Annotated in this window: 13 protein-coding genes; 10 read left to right on the top strand and 3 right to left on the bottom strand. The window is 44.7% G+C overall.

Annotated elements, in window-relative coordinates:
* Positions 1-134: 134 nt before the first annotated feature.
* From I3254_RS05905 to I3254_RS05935, 7 genes are all read left to right on the top strand, one after another.
* Positions 135-2084: a DUF294 nucleotidyltransferase-like domain-containing protein gene (locus I3254_RS05905; protein ID WP_238052060.1), complete on the top strand. Its 1950-nt coding sequence runs from the start codon at positions 135-137 to the stop codon at positions 2082-2084.
* Between the two features lie 82 nt (positions 2085-2166).
* Positions 2167-2772: a 3'-5' exonuclease gene (locus tag I3254_RS05910; RefSeq protein ID WP_238052061.1), complete on the top strand. Its 606-nt coding sequence runs from the start codon at positions 2167-2169 to the stop codon at positions 2770-2772.
* A gap of 151 nt (positions 2773-2923) precedes the next feature.
* Entirely contained in the window at positions 2924-4966 is a 2043-nt protein-coding gene (locus I3254_RS05915; protein WP_238052062.1) for a D-alanyl-D-alanine carboxypeptidase, read from the top strand.
* 64 nt (positions 4967-5030) lie between these two features.
* Complete coding sequence (locus tag I3254_RS05920) at positions 5031-5516, top strand: ABZJ_00895 family protein (protein ID WP_238052063.1); 486 nt, start codon at positions 5031-5033, stop codon at positions 5514-5516.
* Between the two features lie 185 nt (positions 5517-5701).
* Positions 5702-6238 carry a YetF domain-containing protein gene (locus I3254_RS05925; protein WP_238052064.1) on the top strand — a complete coding sequence of 179 codons (537 nt, stop codon included), beginning with the start codon at positions 5702-5704 and terminating at the stop codon, positions 6236-6238.
* An 85-nt stretch (positions 6239-6323) separates the two neighbouring features.
* Positions 6324-6812, top strand: a complete 489-nt coding sequence (rlmH, locus tag I3254_RS05930) for a 23S rRNA (pseudouridine(1915)-N(3))-methyltransferase RlmH (RefSeq protein ID WP_179799615.1) — start codon at positions 6324-6326, stop codon at positions 6810-6812.
* A gap of 121 nt (positions 6813-6933) precedes the next feature.
* Complete coding sequence (locus tag I3254_RS05935; RefSeq protein ID WP_238052066.1) at positions 6934-7824, top strand: class III extradiol ring-cleavage dioxygenase; 891 nt, start codon at positions 6934-6936, stop codon at positions 7822-7824.
* 29 nt (positions 7825-7853) lie between these two features.
* Here the strand turns inward: I3254_RS05935 and I3254_RS05940 are convergent, their stop codons facing one another.
* Together I3254_RS05940 and I3254_RS05945 are read right to left on the bottom strand one after the other, a co-directional pair.
* Complete coding sequence (locus I3254_RS05940; RefSeq protein ID WP_238052068.1) at positions 7854-9347, bottom strand: amidase; 1494 nt, start codon at positions 9345-9347, stop codon at positions 7854-7856.
* 324 nt (positions 9348-9671) lie between these two features.
* Positions 9672-13040, bottom strand: a complete 3369-nt coding sequence (locus tag I3254_RS05945) for a DNA translocase FtsK (RefSeq protein ID WP_238052070.1) — start codon at positions 13038-13040, stop codon at positions 9672-9674.
* Positions 13041-13588: 548 nt separating this feature from the next.
* On the opposite strand from I3254_RS05945, the gene trxB reads away from it, so the two are divergent.
* From trxB to I3254_RS05960, 3 genes are read left to right on the top strand one after another with little or no spacing between them, the layout of a single operon-like run.
* Positions 13589-14611, top strand: a complete 1023-nt coding sequence (gene trxB, locus I3254_RS05950; protein WP_057758497.1) for a thioredoxin-disulfide reductase — start codon at positions 13589-13591, stop codon at positions 14609-14611.
* Positions 14612-15418, top strand: coding sequence for a leucyl/phenylalanyl-tRNA--protein transferase (aat, locus tag I3254_RS05955; protein ID WP_238052072.1), 807 nt, complete (start codon positions 14612-14614; stop codon positions 15416-15418).
* Positions 15419-15447: 29 nt separating this feature from the next.
* A complete protein-coding gene (locus I3254_RS05960; protein WP_101204974.1) occupies positions 15448-15882 on the top strand; it encodes a MerR family transcriptional regulator in 435 nt (144 codons plus the stop codon).
* Between the two features lie 259 nt (positions 15883-16141).
* On the opposite strand, the gene rimI is transcribed toward I3254_RS05960, so the two are convergent.
* Positions 16142-16639 (bottom strand): ribosomal protein S18-alanine N-acetyltransferase, encoded by a 498-nt coding sequence (gene rimI / locus I3254_RS05965; RefSeq protein WP_238052074.1) that lies wholly within the window; start codon positions 16637-16639, stop codon positions 16142-16144.
* Positions 16640-16842: the final 203 nt, after the last annotated feature.

A 16842-nucleotide genomic window follows, 5' to 3' on the forward strand; every position in this document is an offset into this window, starting at 1 on the left:
ATGTAGCTGAGATAAATTTCGCTATATTAAAAAGCCTTCAATAACCCTATTTATATTGTGGTTATTGGAGGCTTTTTGTTTTATTAATGCTATAGTAAAGTCTCTACCGAAAATATGCCATCAAGGATGATGCCATGCCCCATCTTGATTTTAGCCAACCGCCCTTTGATGTATTGAGCTTAGCCGAGCGTCAAAGCATTAGAAAAAACACCCAGATACGCTACCTTGCCAAAAACGAGAGCTTGCCTGTAGAAGAACTGCAATGTCTATATGTGGTCATCAAAGGGCAAATCGAGCAATCACTAGATGGTGATTTTGTCGCGTCCTATGTAGGTAGCAATCACGCTGACGGTCTGAATAATAATGATTGGTTTGATAGTCGCCGCCTGCCTGAACCACTTGCCAAGGATAATCAGCTAGAGCCTGAAAGCACTCCTATACAGCCATATCAATTCCGAGCTAATGAAGAGACGTTACTGCTCCAAGTCGCTGGCACTGCTATCGATAAAATCAGCGCGCAAAATCATTTGGTACGCCAAATGCTATCAGACAAGCTGCCTGAGCGATTAAAAGCATTGCGCCAACGACGTCATAATAAAACGCTAGATCCTGCCAGCTATACCAACCAACAAGAAGTACAGCAAATCATGCTGCAGCCAGTGATAGATGTTCATCTGTTACCAGTACATATCGTCGATGCCGATGATAGCTTGTACGAAGCTGCCCGCATCATGACCAAAGCTGGATTAAAACATGTACTGGTCAGACCGTTACATGGCTTAAGTGGCTCACAAACAGCGCAACATGAGACAAGATTACTTTTAGGGATTTTGACCGATACTGATATCTGCCGCGCGGTGAGTGACAGACAAGATCCAGCTATTACTCCTTGCCAGCGCTATGCTAATTTTAATCTGCGAACCATCAAAGCCAGTGATGAGATTGGCGATGCGCTGCTGACCATGACTCGCTATCGTATTCATAGACTGCCAGTCATTGATAAGAGTGGCGATGTCGTCGGTGTGCTTGGGCAAAGCGATATGCTCGCTCACATAGGCCATCATTCACAGCTCATTAGTATTCAAATCGAACAGGCGCAGGACTTATCAAGCCTAGATACCGCTGTTGAGCTGATCGGTCGCTATATTCGAGCACAGCATCACAATGGTGTCAAAATCGGCAATATCAGTCGTATGGTACAGACGCTAAATGCGCAGGTATTTACCAAACTATGGCAGCTAATCGTACCTGATGAAGTGATGGCTAATACCTGCCTGATCGTTATGGGTTCAGAAGGGCGCGGTGAGCAAATCATGCGTACCGATCAAGACAATGCGCTCATCATTCGCGATGGCTATACGCATCCTGACCTAGCACAGTTTGCTGATACTTTTAATAGCCATTTAGCAACGCTTGGCTACCCACTGTGTGATGGCAATATTATGATGACCAATCCTATGTGGCGACAATCACTTAAGCAATTCACTGCGCAAATTGACCTATGGTTTAGAAACTCCGACCCGATGCATGGTATTTACTTGTCTGCGATACTAGATGGTGAATACGTCTGCGGCGATGAGTCACTGCTTACTCAAGTACGTCAGCATTTAAAGCTTACTCATCAACAAGCAGACCCTATGTTTGTCAGGCAGTTTGCACGGGCAGCGCTACAGTTTGGCGATGTTAATCAATGGTGGCAAAAGTTTGTCCCTTTATTGGGTGGTAAATCAGCATCATCTGATATCGACCTAAAAAAAGCCGGTATATTTCCCTTGGTGCATGGCATCCGTACCTTAGCTTTAGAAAACAATGTGCTCGACGTGCCTAGTACCAAGGCGCGTTTAAAGGCTTTGGTGCAGGTTGACGCTATGACCCAAGAGCGCGCCGATACTTTGCTTGAAGCATTAGAGTTTTTTATGGCGCAGCGCTTATCTGTGGCTCTTTCAACCGACGATAAGCATGCTCGGCAAGTAGATCCAACGACTTTGACTGCACTTGAACGTGACCTACTCAAAGAGTGTCTGGCCGTAGTCAAAAGCTTTAAAAATCAGTTGCGTCAACACTATCAATTAGAAATCGCATAAATGTGGCCGTCTTAACACAGAGGCTTGATAAATACAGAAAAGTCTCAAGTATAAAAATAGCATATATGGATGAACGACTAATATGAGCTGGTTACAGCAGTTATCTTGCGCTTGGCAAAAGACGCAGTTGCAGCGTCCAGAGCTGGCCTCAATGTTTACAACACCTTCGCCTGAGCAGTGGGTGGCGATTGACTGCGAAATGACAGGACTGAACCCCAAAAAGCATCACCTGTTGTCTGTAGCAGCGATACATATTAATGGCAATACCATCGACACGGGTAATGGCATGCATTTGGTTTGCAGACCTCCTGTCATGCCAGACCGCGACACTATTGTCATTCATGGCTTGCGTACCGCCGATGTTGAACATGGCATGAGTTACGATGACATGTTGGCACTGCTGCTACCATTCATAGGTAATCGACCAATCGTTGGATTCTGCACACAGCTAGACATGGCTTTTTTGAACCCTTTGGTTAAACGCTATATGGGAACCTCGCTACCAAACGAAGTCATAGATTTGCGGCACCTGTATAGTCGGCGTATCAGCGGACATACACAAGGGCTTTCTGGACAAGCTCAACATCTGAATCGTATTCTAGCCCATTACAACATTCCTGAACTGGGCGCGCATGATGCTTATAACGATGCTGTCATGACGGCGATGGCTTTTCTACATGTGCGTTAGCAGTAAAGCATGCTCTCAGTTCAATCTGTAGTTAGAGTTAGTTACATAAATAAGGGCGTCGTTATTGCTAAAATTGTGCTGCTGGCATCGTGTGCGAAAACAGCAACTCATGTTACCATAGGCTGTTTTTGCCACCTGATGAAAGATGCTCATGCGATACCCTTCTAAACGCCGTCATTACTCTACTGCTGCAACCAAAATCAACACGCTTTGTCGTCATTTGCGACCGCTGAACCAACCTAATAAACGTCTATCTAGGTTAGCGTTATTGGCAGCAGTTATAGTCGCGCCGATACATGCACAAGCCGTGTTGCCAGCAGCCATTCAACAAGCCTTGGCGCGTGCCGACTTGACAGAAGCGGATATCAGTATCGTTATTACACCTGTGGGTGACAAGGCTGCCAGCCGTCTACCGACTCCTATTCAAGTCATTGATAGTGATGAATCTGATAGCCAACCTGCATCTACTATAGTATCTGAGCACCCAACTACAGACACCTCTACGGATACAAGTAGCAGCGACCCGAACCACCAGAGCGCGTTAGTTACCATAGAGCAGCGCACCATTGAGAAGCACGAGCAAAAAATACATGCTTATACCGATGACCCTTATACTTATCAGAGCGTAGAGAGTATTCCAACAGTTATCTCTGACGAACCTCAGCATACGCTTGATCAGAACGCCAAAGCCCAAGATGCCGCGAGCAACAATAAAACCTCTATAAAAATTTCATTTTCGCCTTTGCTAGATCACCAGTCTGACATCCCTCGTACGCCTGCCAGCACCATGAAACTTGTGCCTAGCTTTATCGCTTTGGACACTTTAGGGGCCGATTTTGTGTGGCATACACGGGTTTATCACACAGGTATTGTCATCGGCAACCGTCTACATGGTGACTTGATTATTCAAGGTAGTGGCGACCCAAAAATGACCCACGAGCGTTTAAAGCAGTTACTGTATAAAGTGCAAGCATCCGGTATTCGTCATATCGATGGTGACATCATCATCGACAGCGCTGTTTTTAACAATGTTAGTAAAGATCCTGCCGCCTTTGACAACTCACCTCTACGCCCTTATAACGCCAGCCCTGATGGGTTTTTGGTTAACTTTAGCACCATTGGTATCAAAACTTACCCTCAAGATAATGGCCAAGCAAATGTGACCTATAAGCCGCGGTTAGCAGACTATCAGCTTCCTGCTACAATCAATACTCGTGCAGCCAGTTGTGGGCAAGCAAGCTATAGCCTAGCGCCGCAGTGGCAAAACACGCAGCTCATATTAAATGCCAGTCTGCCAGATAGCTGCGGTGAGCATGTTTTTTACGTGGCGTATCCCAATGCCAAAGAGTTTGCGGCACACGTCATCGCTGCCAAATGGCAAGCGTTGGGGAATACTTTGAGTGGGCAGGTGATCTCACAAGAAACCCCTTACGATATGACCAAGGCGACGAAACGAGCGCACGGACTTACGGCTATCGCGATGTCTCCTCTACCCATGGTCAGCTATCCGTCGTTGAATTTAACCGAGCAGATTCATGACATTAACCACTTCTCAAACAATGTCATGGCTGAGCAAGTGGCGCTATCTATAGGCGCTTACGATAAAGGAAGGCTGACTCAAACAATACCTGCTAGCACAATTGCGACTAGTCCAAGCAGTCATGAAGTCAAAGCTAGTAATGAGATGGATAATAAGGTAGCGGCTGATAAATCTAGTGGCAAAAAGGCTGATAGCTTATATCAGTTTGGCAAACCTGCTACGACAGACTATCCAGCAGCCTTACAAACCATCAATCAATGGTGGCAAACCAACCTCAGTACACCGCCGCCTCATTTGACCAATGGCTCAGGACTTTGCCGTGAGTGTACTATCACTGCCGCCAACCTAAGTGAGCTACTGACTTATGCTTATAGTCGACCAAATTTTGAAGCCTATGTCGATTCGTTAGGGGTCGCTGGGGTTAGTGGCACTATTGCCGCCCATAGCGATCGCTTGCCTGAATCAACAGCCACTGGCCGCGCATGGATAAAAACTGGTACGTTAAATAACGTCACCTCAATGGCAGGTTACGTCAAAGGACTGTCAGGACAGGATTACGTTGTCGTCGGCATAATCAATACTGATCAAGCATTAAATCCTTATGCAGCAAGACCTGTGTTAGATGCCATGCTTGACTGGACAGCACAGCGTTGATTTCCAACGCTTTAAGTCGACTTATTATCCATACTCTATTTTTTACCTTTATAAAGGTTAGCTTATGTCACGCCAGACAACCAGTCTCAACAAACCCCAGACGCTTATACAAGTGCAGCCTAAACTGGCTCGATATGTCGGTTTTTTTGCGATTGGATACACGCTTGCCAGTACCATATTTATGATGATACAGACCAAACTTGCGCTCAATCCGCAATTGGTCATGGTGGTTTCTATTATCGTGGGTGCTTATATCGCTGTCAGTAAATTTATCAAACATCAGAAGCGAGCATTAGCGCGAGATGAGATTAATAAATTGATGTTTGGTGGGGTTGTGATTGTCTGGATGCTGACGGTCATTTATTTTTCAGCCATCTGGTTTTGGCTGTTTGATACGATAAGCCGTGAGGTACTGTTTGAGATGGCGATGCAGCGTCCACTGCCCCTGCTTTCATCGTTAATGCTGATGCTGGTTCTCACTCTAGTTGGTGCACGAATCAGTCTATGGTCTATCAATCGATTATTAGACCCTATACGCAAATCAACGTAAGTACAAACCATCATCTACAAGGTGCTACAAAGTTTTCCCCTGCTAATGCGTAAAATCCGTTAGGCTAAGTTTAGGGCGCGTCATTATTTTAAGAGTAGTACTAAAAATGAGACAAAGTAAGACGCGCCCTAGTAAGTAGTATTTTAGCGATGACTTGTTTTACCTTTATAATAGGAGCGAACATTATGGACATGATCTTTTTTGACAACATAGACAAGCTTGGTCGTATTGTTTTGACGACTGTTATGGTTTACGTGTTGATCGTGACAGTCACCAAAGTCTCTGGCAAACGCTCAACGTCGCAGCTCAATAACTTCGATTGGATCGTGACGGTCATGATCGGCTCGTTGGGTGCCAGTACAATTTTGCTCAAAGACATTCCTTTTGTTGAAGGGGTATCGTCTATTTTAGTGCTGTACCTACTGCAATTTGTGGTAACCAAATATGCGTCTGTTTCACCGCAATTTAGTAACTTTATTTTATCAGAGCCGCGTATCGTTTTTTATCAGGGGCAGTTTTTGCCAGACGCCATGCGTGATGAGCGCTTGACGCGTCAGGAAATCGAATGTGCCATGCGTTCTGAAGGGATTAATAATTTTGATGATGTCGAAGCCATTGTCTTTGAGTCTGACGCAAAGCTGACTGTCATTCCAAAGCCAAGCCAAGCGGACGATCAAAGCGCAAGTAGCAACGTATCAGAGACGATTAACCCTCTGATGTAAATTGCAGACAATAAACAATGAACGATACAACTATCAAGAACACGGCCTAATAAGCTTGAATTCAATTATCGAGATGGTAAGCATTATGAAAGTAAGGATTTTGACCGTTGGCAATAAAATGCCTAGCTGGGTACAGACGGGTTTTGACGAATATTACAAACGCATTCAACCGATGCTAAGCACAGAAATTGTCGAGATTACGGCAGCCAAGCGGGCAAAGAACCCTTCAGATGCCAATCTGGCACAATACCGTGAGCAAGAAGGTCAGGCCATACTGGCCGCTCATAATGCATCAAGCCGTGAGCAGTTATGGGTATTAGATGTCAAAGGCAAGATGATTTCGACCGAAGGACTGGCTGATAAGCTCGCTGATGGCATGCTGCAAGGCGATGATATTGCCTTGGTCATCGGCGGTGCAGATGGTGTCTCACCAGAAGTATTGGCAAAGGCCGATGCAAAATTATCACTATCAGCACTGACATTGCCGCATCCGCTAGTACGCGTCGTACTTATGGAGCAATTGTATCGCGCAATGAGTATCAATAATAACCATCCTTATCACCGTGGTAATTAAACAAAACACTAGGATGTGTCCTCATTTTAAAAATGGGAACACGCCCTAAGCTATTTCTTTGATTTAAAACATTGACCCTAAAGTAGATTGAAAAACTGGCGCACGCCCTAATAAATGCAACATGAAATATCCAAAACGTGCGACACCCAACGCCTCTAAGCCCTCTCATCAACGTGATGACCATCATAGTGTGCAGACGCCTATCACAGCGGCTGCCGCATGGGAAAATACGTCTGATGTAGCGACGAATACATCTAAGCTACCAGCGCTCTTTATTTCGCATGGCGCGCCTACGCTTGCAATTGAGCAGTCTGCGACGACCAGTGCATTGGCACGTATTGGTCAAAACCTACCTAAGCCACGTGCCATTGTCATTATGTCAGCACATTGGCAGTCAGCAAAGCTAGAGATTAGTAGTAATCCACAGCCAAAGACATGGCATGACTTTTCAGGGTTTTCGCCTGAACTTTACGACATTCAGTATCCTGCTATAGGCCAGCCAGCACTGGCTGAGACACTTGCTCAGCAACTGACCGCACGTGGTATTACTTGTAGGGTCAATCCAGTACGTGCCTGTGATCATGGTGTGTGGGCGCCGCTTAGACATCTGTATCCAGAAGCCGATGTACCTATCGTACAGATATCATTGCCGCAGCATTATGACAGTATTGCCTGCTATCAGTTAGGTGCACAGTTGGCACATCTGCGTGATGAGCAAATTCTCGTCATTGGCTCAGGTAACATTACGCATAATTTGCAAGCATTGCGCTGGGAAGCTAACAGCATCGATCAAGCAGCCAAAGCGTTTAAACAATGGTTGTTGCAGCAGCTCAAGATAGACATTCCCACGGCACTCTATTGGCAGCAATACCCAGACTACAAGGACATTCATCCAAGTGATGAGCACTTGCTACCGCTGTTTTTTGCACTAGGTACTGGTCAGCGCGTCTCTGTCGTTCATCAAAGTATGGCCCATCATAGTTTGGGTATGGATATCTATCGCTTTGATTGAGTGTTATCAATCTAAACTATAGCTTAACCCTACTTCTCAAAAGCGTGTTTGGTAAATAAACCTGCGCGCTCCATCTCGCCCGCCACACTGAATAATGTCGCTTCATCATTCATACGCCCGATTAACTGCATGCCAATCGGTAGGCCTTTTTTGCTCATACCAACGGGTACTGACATCGCGGGTAACCCCGTAACATTACCCAATAATGTAAAGCCCATCTTACCTAATACAGGGGCACTGAGCTTTTCAATCATGCCTGAGCTAAAGGCATATCTACCCATATTAAAGCCTTTATTTAGCACCTCGGCGCTACGCATCATCATCTCATCCATACGACTCGGCGGTAGCACACCATGCTTTACCGCAGGCGTGGGTACGGTGGGACACAAAATCATATCGTAGTCTTCTAGCAATAGACCCGTCTGATACTGGCTATGATGCCAGCCATGTTTGGCGTGTGCCAAATCAACCGCTGACAATGAGCGCCCAAGCAGTGCCATATTGTAAGTTTGTGGCTCTAGGTTTTTGATATGATCAGCACCAAACTCACGCTCGATATTATCAATCGTAAATGCCGTATGCGCGCAGACCACAACGATAAAGTCATGCCAAAACTGCTCGACATTGATGTTTGGCTCGGCTGGTACTACTTCATGACCCATAGACTCTAATTGCTTAGCCGTTTGCTCAAGTACCGCCAGCACTTCTTTATCCACTGTCGTATTGGCTATCAAAGGCTGCTGATGTAAAGCGATTTTTAGCTTTCGTGGTGCCCGCATTGCCGCTTGCAAAAAAGTACCGTCTGGCGGAGCAATAACATAAGGGGCGCCAATCTCTGCTCCACTAGTAGCATCTAGCATCGCTGCACTATCGCGCACTGAGCGCGTAATCACATGGTCAGCCACGGCCCCCTCCCAACCTTCACCAAGATTAGGGCCCATTGGATTACGTCCGCGGCTTGGCTTTAACCCAAACGTACCGCACCAAGCAGATGGAAAACGTATCGAGCCGCCACCGTCACCACCGCCTGCCATCGGGACAATACCGCTCGCAACTGCTGCTGCACTGCCCCCTGACGAGCCGCCAGAACTGTAGCCTTTTTTAAAAGGATTATGCGTAGCGCCATGCGCTTTTGGCTCAGTGGTAATAATCAAACCAAACTCAGGGGTGTTAGTCTTGCCAAAGGTATTAACGCCTGTTGCTTTCATCCGTTTGACAATTTCACTGTCTTTCTCTGAAATGATATTGACGCTGCGGCTACCCATCGTAATGGGCTCGTCGGCGAAGCTGAATGACAAATCTTTTAGCAGATACGGCACCCCAGTAAATACACCTGAAGGCAAACCTGCCTGCGCGGCATTGTAAGCGCGCTCATCAAAACGATGTACAATAGCATTTAGCTTAGGGTTGATTTGATTGGCTTGATGGACAGCAGCGTCTAGCAACTCCTTTGCACTAACCTCACCTGAATTGACCAATGCCGCTAAGGCGAGCCCATCATACTGAGTATATTCTTTAAACATAACTAACCTTCCTTGGAGAGTAATTTTATTAGGATTATCTAACACTCATACTTTCTAAAACTGATGACTATTTTTTCATCAACTCTTGTCAGTTTAGTATAAAAAACCGTGCCTGATATTTGATAAACGGACTCGTTAGTCATCTGGATGGTTTCAGTAATTAATGAGCCAGTATACGAATCTACTCTTCGCGCCCTAGAACGTATTTAATAGTAAAAGCTTACTTCTAAACCTACAATTTATGAAAGTATTATCAAGTTTTTTCCATAAAAAAACGAGCCATTCTCATGACTCGCTTTTTCGTTATCAACTTAAGGATTAATCCTACATCAATAGTTCACGCTTGCCACTTTTGCCCATCGAGCTGACTAATCCAGCTTCTTCCATAGAGTCGACAATACGCGCAGCACGGTTATAGCCGATGCTGAATTTACGCTGAATGCTTGAAGCAGAAACCTTACGTGTTTCCATGATGAAGGCCACGGCATCATTATATAAATCATCATCTTCACCAGAGGCATTGGCTGTACTACCACCGCCTGGGCTAGACAATTCAAAATTGCCTGCCATATTATCAATATAATCAGGGGCGCCGCGCTCACGCCACGCATCACAGACACGGTTAACTTCTTCGTCACTAACGTAAGCACCATGTACACGATCTGGCTCGATTTGCCCTGGCCCCAAGAACAACATATCACCGTTACCTAGCATGTCCTCAGCACCGCCACTATCCAAAATCGTACGTGAATCGACTTTTGAGTTGACTCGTAGTGCCGCACGCACTGGGATATTGGCTTTAATCAGACCAGTAATGACATCGACTGATGGACGCTGAGTCGCTAGCATTAAATGAATACCGGCAGCACGCGATTTTTGCGCCAAACGTGTGATGAGCTCTTCGGCTTGTTTACCAACTTGCATAATCATATCAGCAAACTCATCCGCGACAATGACAATCATGGGTAGTGTTTTTAGCTTGGGTGCTTGGCTAATACTTACGCTGTCATTTGGACGCCATAGAGGATCGAGCATTGGATTACCTGATTTTTCAGCAGCAATGACCTTTTTATTAAACTCATTAAGCTTACGCACTTTGAGTAAACTCATCAGTTGATAGCGACGTTCCATCTCTGCCACGCACCATGACAAGCTACTGGCCGCTTCCGTCATATCTGTGACTACTGGCGTTAGCAAATGCGGAATATCATTATAGTTAGCAAGCTCAAGCTGCTTTGGATCAATCAAGATAAGACGCAGCTCATTGGGTGTATATTTGAGTAGCATCGATAGTAGCATTGAGTTGACCAATACTGATTTACCAGAACCTGTGGTACCAGCGACTAGCATATGCGGCGCACGCGCAAGGTCGGTAATGATTGGGTTACCACCAATGTCTTTACCCATTGCCATGCTAATCTGCGCTTTCGGGTCTTTGAACGTTTCTGTATTGAGCAGTTCAATCAAGCGTACCATTTCACGTTTCTTGTTAGGCACTTCGATACCGATATACGGTTTACCCGGAATCACTTCTACCACACGCAAAGAAGCCATCGATAGTGAGCGCGCTAAATCACGCGAGATACCTGTGACTTTACTAGCCTTCACCCCAGCAGCCAACTCTACTTCAAAACGGGTGACGACAGGCCCTGGAATAGCATTAACCACAGAGGCTTTTACGTTAAATTCTTGTAGTTTAATTTCTAACAATTCAGACAGTTTTTCAAGCTCAGCCACAGTATAGCTAGGCTTACGATCAGGATCTGGCTTATCCAATATAGACACTTCTGGAATAGGCGTCAGGCTGCTGCGATAAGCTGCCGTTTGCATCGAGCGTGACTTTTGACTAAAAGCTGCATCATCACTAATATGAGGCATGACCGGTACATTAATGTCGTCATCACTGTCGTCCTCTGGCATCATATCAGTGATATGGTTGCTGCTATCGCCCTCTGGGACAGCAAAACTAACAGATGGTTGCGCGGGCGTTTTAGGCTCAGGCTGTATATTCGAGACTGGACTGGTCGCTTCCACCGTTGGCGCTGCTTTTGGATTGGCAGGAGGCGTATTGGTTGGTGTCATGTCTGACACATCTGGCACATCTGGCAATGCAGGCTCAGTCTCTACTGTTACCGGAGCAACTTCAGGCTCAGGGGCTACTGCTGTTTTTTCAGTATGTGGCAACTCTACAGGCGTATCAGACAGTTGATTGGCTGACTCCTGTGCAAAGCTAATAGGCTCTTCTAAGATAGGTTCTGGGTTTTTCTCTTGTACTATTGGCTCAGCTGCTATGATTTCCTGAACAGGCTTAGAGTCTTCATACGTTCCTACAACAGATTCAGTAGGTTCTGATATGTTAGCATGCTCTGCCAACCATGCTTCTGCCAACTTATCTACTTCCTCAGTCTCATGTGTCGTAGAGATTTTAGGATCAGCAGGTTCAATGACTGGCTGACTGGCTAAATTACTGCTCACTGACTCATCAACTGATGGCTGAGCTAGTGATTCTTTATCATGTATATCTGGTTGATCAACCGCTTCCATCGTTGTAGTGGTCACAACAGTAGCAGGTACTGATTTCTCTAACGATGCTGTACTACTAGTACCCGCTTGGGAATAGTTAGGTACAGGCATAGCCGAGCTGTCCATGCTATTGGCATTATAAACCATTTGCTCACTTGCGAGTAAATCATCGACAGTATTGGCATCATTCCACGCAAAGCTTGGCTCAACTTTGCGAGCAACAGGTGTATTTGAGGCTAATGGCTGGGCTGTATTATTGACCGTATTATCAGTAGAGTTATTAAGCGAGCCTGTATCGGTAACTACATGCTCACCTTTTGAGCTATTAGGTGTCGCTGCTGCTTTTGCTGCGATGACGGAGGCTTTGACACTATCTGCCAACCCTGATGTTGCCAAAAAGTCTGACAATACACTACCGAAACGTCCACTACTGCTGACGTCTTGAGTACCGCTAGTATTTTCAGCAGATTGCAACTCAAGTGGTAGCTGCTCATGCTCTACTTTTTTATCTACCGATTCTTCTAAGTTCTGGGTATCATCTTGTAATTTAGTGCTCGGTTCAGTAACGTCGATAGCATTCTGACTTTTTACACCTGAGCCAAGCCATGATAATGCACGAACCTTTTGATATATCGTCATCCAATGGATATTAAAGGCAAACGTAGCGGTAATCACAACGAATACTGCTAAGAAAACCACACTCCCCCACTGCGATAGCAGCTGTGCCAAACGCGCTTGTAGTTCTAGCCCGATGATACCACCAGCGACGCCTTCGAGGCCGATTGCGTCAGGGTTTGTGACTTGCTGAACTAGAGAGACCAATTGTGCAAATAATGCGCTAGCACTTAATAGTAAAAACACATAAGCGACCAATCGCATGAGCCAAAACGTTGGCTTGTTTTCCCACCAAATCAAGATAGATTCATAAACCACAAATGCCAAAAACCACCAAGCACCAAACCCAAAAAAGCTATAAAGCAAATCGGACAACCATGCGCCTGCCTCGCCGCCCATGTTATTAATCGTGGTCATATCACTACTGATGTGCGACCAGCTAGGATCGTTGCCTGTATAAGTCATCAAAATGACAAACAGATAAACGGCCAGTATTAACCCAAGGAGGGTAAACATTCCCTTTTTTAAATACTCAATAAGCGGTGCTGATATCACGTAAGATCTGCCTTGTTATTAATACTAAATGGTCGCCAATGCATGACTAAGCCTAATCATGCTGACATAAAGTGTTGACATAAATGTACCGAGCGAAGTGTTTGTTTGGCATGTGCCGATCATAGAGCCTTGAAACAACCGTTATCGCTTGGCTCCTACTACACTTGGCATAACTTCTTATAATAACAAATACATAGGTGCAGTGGCGACAGTCTTATCAAGAAAGCGTGTAAGAAAGTAAATCAGTAGACAATTTGCGCAAGAAAACAGCTGGTTAGCGAAACACGAGTGGCAAAATATGGCTAACTGTATTGCCTAAATTCTATAAAATACACATAATTTTTCGCACTTATATTCCAAAGCTCTTTATTCTTTGATTCTAATGATACCTGTGTTTGTTTTAGCAAACTTGCACTTTGTGCGCTGTGCCCTTATGTTATTATCACACAGCAATTAGAAGAAGCATATTCGTAGTCATTTTTGATATTCGTCTTTTATTATATTTATAACTTACATTTTTAATTCGTATATTTAGCAAGGAACAACTCATGGCAACTGACACTACTGCTCCACGTCACGAAAAGCTCATTATTTTAGGCTCAGGCCCTGCTGGCTACTCTGCCGCAGTTTATGCAGCACGCGCTAACCTTAAGCCAGTTATGGTTACTGGTATGGAAGTCGGTGGACAATTAACCACCACTACCGAAGTCGACAACTGGCCAGGCGATGCGCATGATTTGACAGGTCCTGCATTGATGGAACGTATGAAAGCGCATGCTGAGCGTTTCGGCACTGAACTGGTCTATGATCATATCAACGAAGTAAACCTAAACGAGCGTCCTTTTCAGTTGACAGGTAACAACGGTAGCTATACTTGTGACGCGCTCATTATCTCAACTGGTGCCTCTGCACAGTACTTGGGACTAGAATCAGAGACCAAGTTCAGAGGGCTTGGCGTATCAGCCTGCGCCACTTGTGATGGTTTCTTTTATAAAAACCAAAAAGTTGCGGTAATTGGTGGTGGTAATACAGCGGTTGAAGAAGCTTTGTACTTATCTAATATTGCGTCTGAAGTGACCTTAGTACATCGCCGTGATAGCCTACGCTCTGAAAAAATTCTGCAAGACAAGCTATTTGAAAAAGCCAAAAATGGCAATGTCAAAATCGAATGGAACCATCAAGTAAAAGAAGTGGTCGGTGATGACATGGGCGTCAATGGCGTCGTCATCGAATCAATGATTGATGGTAGCACCAAACAACTAGATACAATGGGTATGTTTGTCGCTATTGGTCATAAGCCAAACACTGACTTGTTCAAAGGTCAATTAGACATGAAGGATGGCTACCTGATCGTTAATAGTGGTTTGAATGGTAATGCTACTCAAACCAGTATTGAAGGTGTGTTTGCCGCAGGTGACGTAGCCGATCACGTTTACCGTCAAGCCATCACTTCTGCTGGTACAGGCTGTATGGCTGCGCTAGATGCTGAAAAGTACTTGGATGCACTGGGCGAAACCGTCGCTCGTGACCACACTTATGATTCAACACTAACTGCAGATAAAGAAGCCTAAATGGGCAACTTTACTCAACAGCACGATAAACACATTACGCCTGAGACTTTAAAAAGTCTTGGGCGTTATGACTTTCCTGATCCCATTTCTATCGATCCTGATGGTATTGGCATCGTCGCTATGGGGGGTGATTTAGCACCTGAAACACTGATATCAGCCTATGCTCAAGGGCTATTTCCTTGGTTTAACGAAGATGAGCCTATTGCTTGGTGGTGTCCTGAGCCGCGTTGTGTGATCGCCCCCTCGGCTTATCAACCGAGTAAGTCTCTACGTAAGCAAGCAAATCGCGAACGTTGGCAATTGACGCTTAATAAAGCTTTTGACGATGTCATACATGCCTGTAGCTTACCGCGCAGTGATGGCCTTAATGACAATCATCCCGAAGGTGAGCATACTTGGATTCATGATGAGATGATCGAAGCTTATACCAAATTGCATGCGCAAGGCTTTGCTCATAGCGTTGAAATTTGGGACGAGGCAGGTCAACTGATTGGCGGATTATACGGGTTAAAAATAAACGGCATCTATTTTGGTGAATCAATGTTTCATCGAGCATCTAATGCGTCAAAGCTAGCGTTTTGGGGCTTGATGCGGTTGTGTGAGCAAAGTGATGTCGCACTCGTTGACTGTCAGCTACCGAACGATCATTTGATGAGTTTAGGTGCGACTACCTTACCGCGTGCTGACTTTCTGACTCAGTTAGACAACCTAATTGGCAGCCAGTCTGTGCCATGGCAAAAGCATTCTCATAAATCGTTATCCGTATCGCTACTGGATAGCGAGTCGCCTTGGCAACTAGAGTTATGATTATCATAGCGAAAAAATAAGAGGTTATTATGGCACTTGATACATCGTTTCTATTGATTGGAGAGCTAGCAGCAAAGGCCAATACGACCAAAGATACGGTTCGCCATTACGAGCAATTAGGCCTGCTAAAATCTCGCAAGCGTCAGGCAGGCTCCCGTCTATATACCGAATTTCATCCAGAATGTATCGAACGCATAGAGCTGATCAAAAGTGCGCAAGCTATTGGCTTCACCCTTACCGAAATCAAAAATAGCTTGAATGATTATTATGATGGTCACTTGGATATTGATTCGCAGCTTGTACTAACACAGCAAAAATTAGAACAGGTTAAAAAACAGCAAGCCAATATCAGCATAATGGTGGAGTTACTGAGCGAACGCTTGGATATTTTAGGTCGAATGAAAGCCGATAGTGATTATCAGCTTGATGTGGAAGTCTGTAAAAAGAAAATTCCTTTGCAATAAAGCTTAGTTAATTCTGCTTTTATATCATAGCTGTTATAGCTACTTTTATCATCGCCGTTTATTTTTTATTAGGGCGTGTCCTCATTTTAAAAATGGTGATAAAAATGAGATAAATTGCCGTCAAACGAGGAAAATAGTGCAGATAATATCGAGATATTGACCAACTATTTGACGATGTTTGGCAAAATTTAGCTGTTTTTAGCCCATTTAGAGGACACTCGTTTGAATTGAGGACACGCCCTAAGCTTTACTCACTTCATTAAATATAAGTATGCTGCATGATTAATGCATCGACTGCTGGTTTATGTGGCACTTTATAATAGCCTTTGCGTCTATGAATGATGCTAAATGCTTGTTGCTCGTATAACGCTATCGCCGCTGTATTGTCTGCACGTACTTCTAACAAAAGACTCTCTACCTGATTAATCTGTAACAGCTCATGCAGTTTATTCAATACCTGCGAAGCGATACCTTGGCGTTGGTACTTTGGATCAGTTCCGATACGTAACACCTCTGCTTGCTCAAAAGTCGTTTGATATAAACAATAGCCAACAACTATTTCACGATGAGAGACACTCTCTTCTTTGGCTTGATCGTAAGCAATTAGTAAACTAATACTGTCCTGCTCAAGCAACTCAACCAATGTTTTCTGATTCCAAGCATCATCTGGTTGCACCGTCGCTTCTATATTAGCGACAGTTTGAATGACGTATTCGAGTTCTACTGCATTCGTTGGTAATACTTCTATCGCAAACATGACGTTCCTTTTACACGATTATGATTAAGCTGTTTTTATTATTACATTATACTTAGATGATACGTGTAGAGCTTGCCACACGCTTATTCATGTAGCCCTGTACTTATACAATCAACTTTCCTCCACAAAAAAAGGCCACCCTAGATAGGATGGCCTTTTTTATGACTAATTCATAAGCTCATTGCTGAGTCTTAAGTCTTAGT

Origin of the sequence: Psychrobacter sp. Ps2, assembly GCF_022129405.1 — a bacterium.
Classification (GTDB): domain Bacteria; phylum Pseudomonadota; class Gammaproteobacteria; order Pseudomonadales; family Moraxellaceae; genus Psychrobacter.

What these genes read in the sequence shown, in the direction of transcription:
- I3254_RS05905 (WP_238052060.1), top strand. Translation starts at nt 135, where the DNA reads ATGCCCCATCTTGATTTTAGCCAACCGCCCTTTGATGTATTGAGCTTA.
- I3254_RS05910 (WP_238052061.1), top strand. Translation starts at nt 2,167, where the DNA reads ATGAGCTGGTTACAGCAGTTATCTTGCGCTTGGCAAAAGACGCAGTTG.
- I3254_RS05915 (WP_238052062.1), top strand. Translation starts at nt 2,924, where the DNA reads ATGCGATACCCTTCTAAACGCCGTCATTACTCTACTGCTGCAACCAAA.
- I3254_RS05920 (WP_238052063.1), top strand. Translation starts at nt 5,031, where the DNA reads ATGTCACGCCAGACAACCAGTCTCAACAAACCCCAGACGCTTATACAA.
- I3254_RS05925 (WP_238052064.1), top strand. Translation starts at nt 5,702, where the DNA reads ATGGACATGATCTTTTTTGACAACATAGACAAGCTTGGTCGTATTGTT.
- rlmH (WP_179799615.1), top strand. Translation starts at nt 6,324, where the DNA reads ATGAAAGTAAGGATTTTGACCGTTGGCAATAAAATGCCTAGCTGGGTA.
- I3254_RS05935 (WP_238052066.1), top strand. Translation starts at nt 6,934, where the DNA reads ATGAAATATCCAAAACGTGCGACACCCAACGCCTCTAAGCCCTCTCAT.
- I3254_RS05940 (WP_238052068.1), bottom strand. Translation starts at nt 9,347, where the DNA reads ATGTTTAAAGAATATACTCAGTATGATGGGCTCGCCTTAGCGGCATTG.
- trxB (WP_057758497.1), top strand. Translation starts at nt 13,589, where the DNA reads ATGGCAACTGACACTACTGCTCCACGTCACGAAAAGCTCATTATTTTA.
- aat (WP_238052072.1), top strand. Translation starts at nt 14,612, where the DNA reads ATGGGCAACTTTACTCAACAGCACGATAAACACATTACGCCTGAGACT.
- I3254_RS05960 (WP_101204974.1), top strand. Translation starts at nt 15,448, where the DNA reads ATGGCACTTGATACATCGTTTCTATTGATTGGAGAGCTAGCAGCAAAG.
- rimI (WP_238052074.1), bottom strand. Translation starts at nt 16,639, where the DNA reads ATGTTTGCGATAGAAGTATTACCAACGAATGCAGTAGAACTCGAATAC.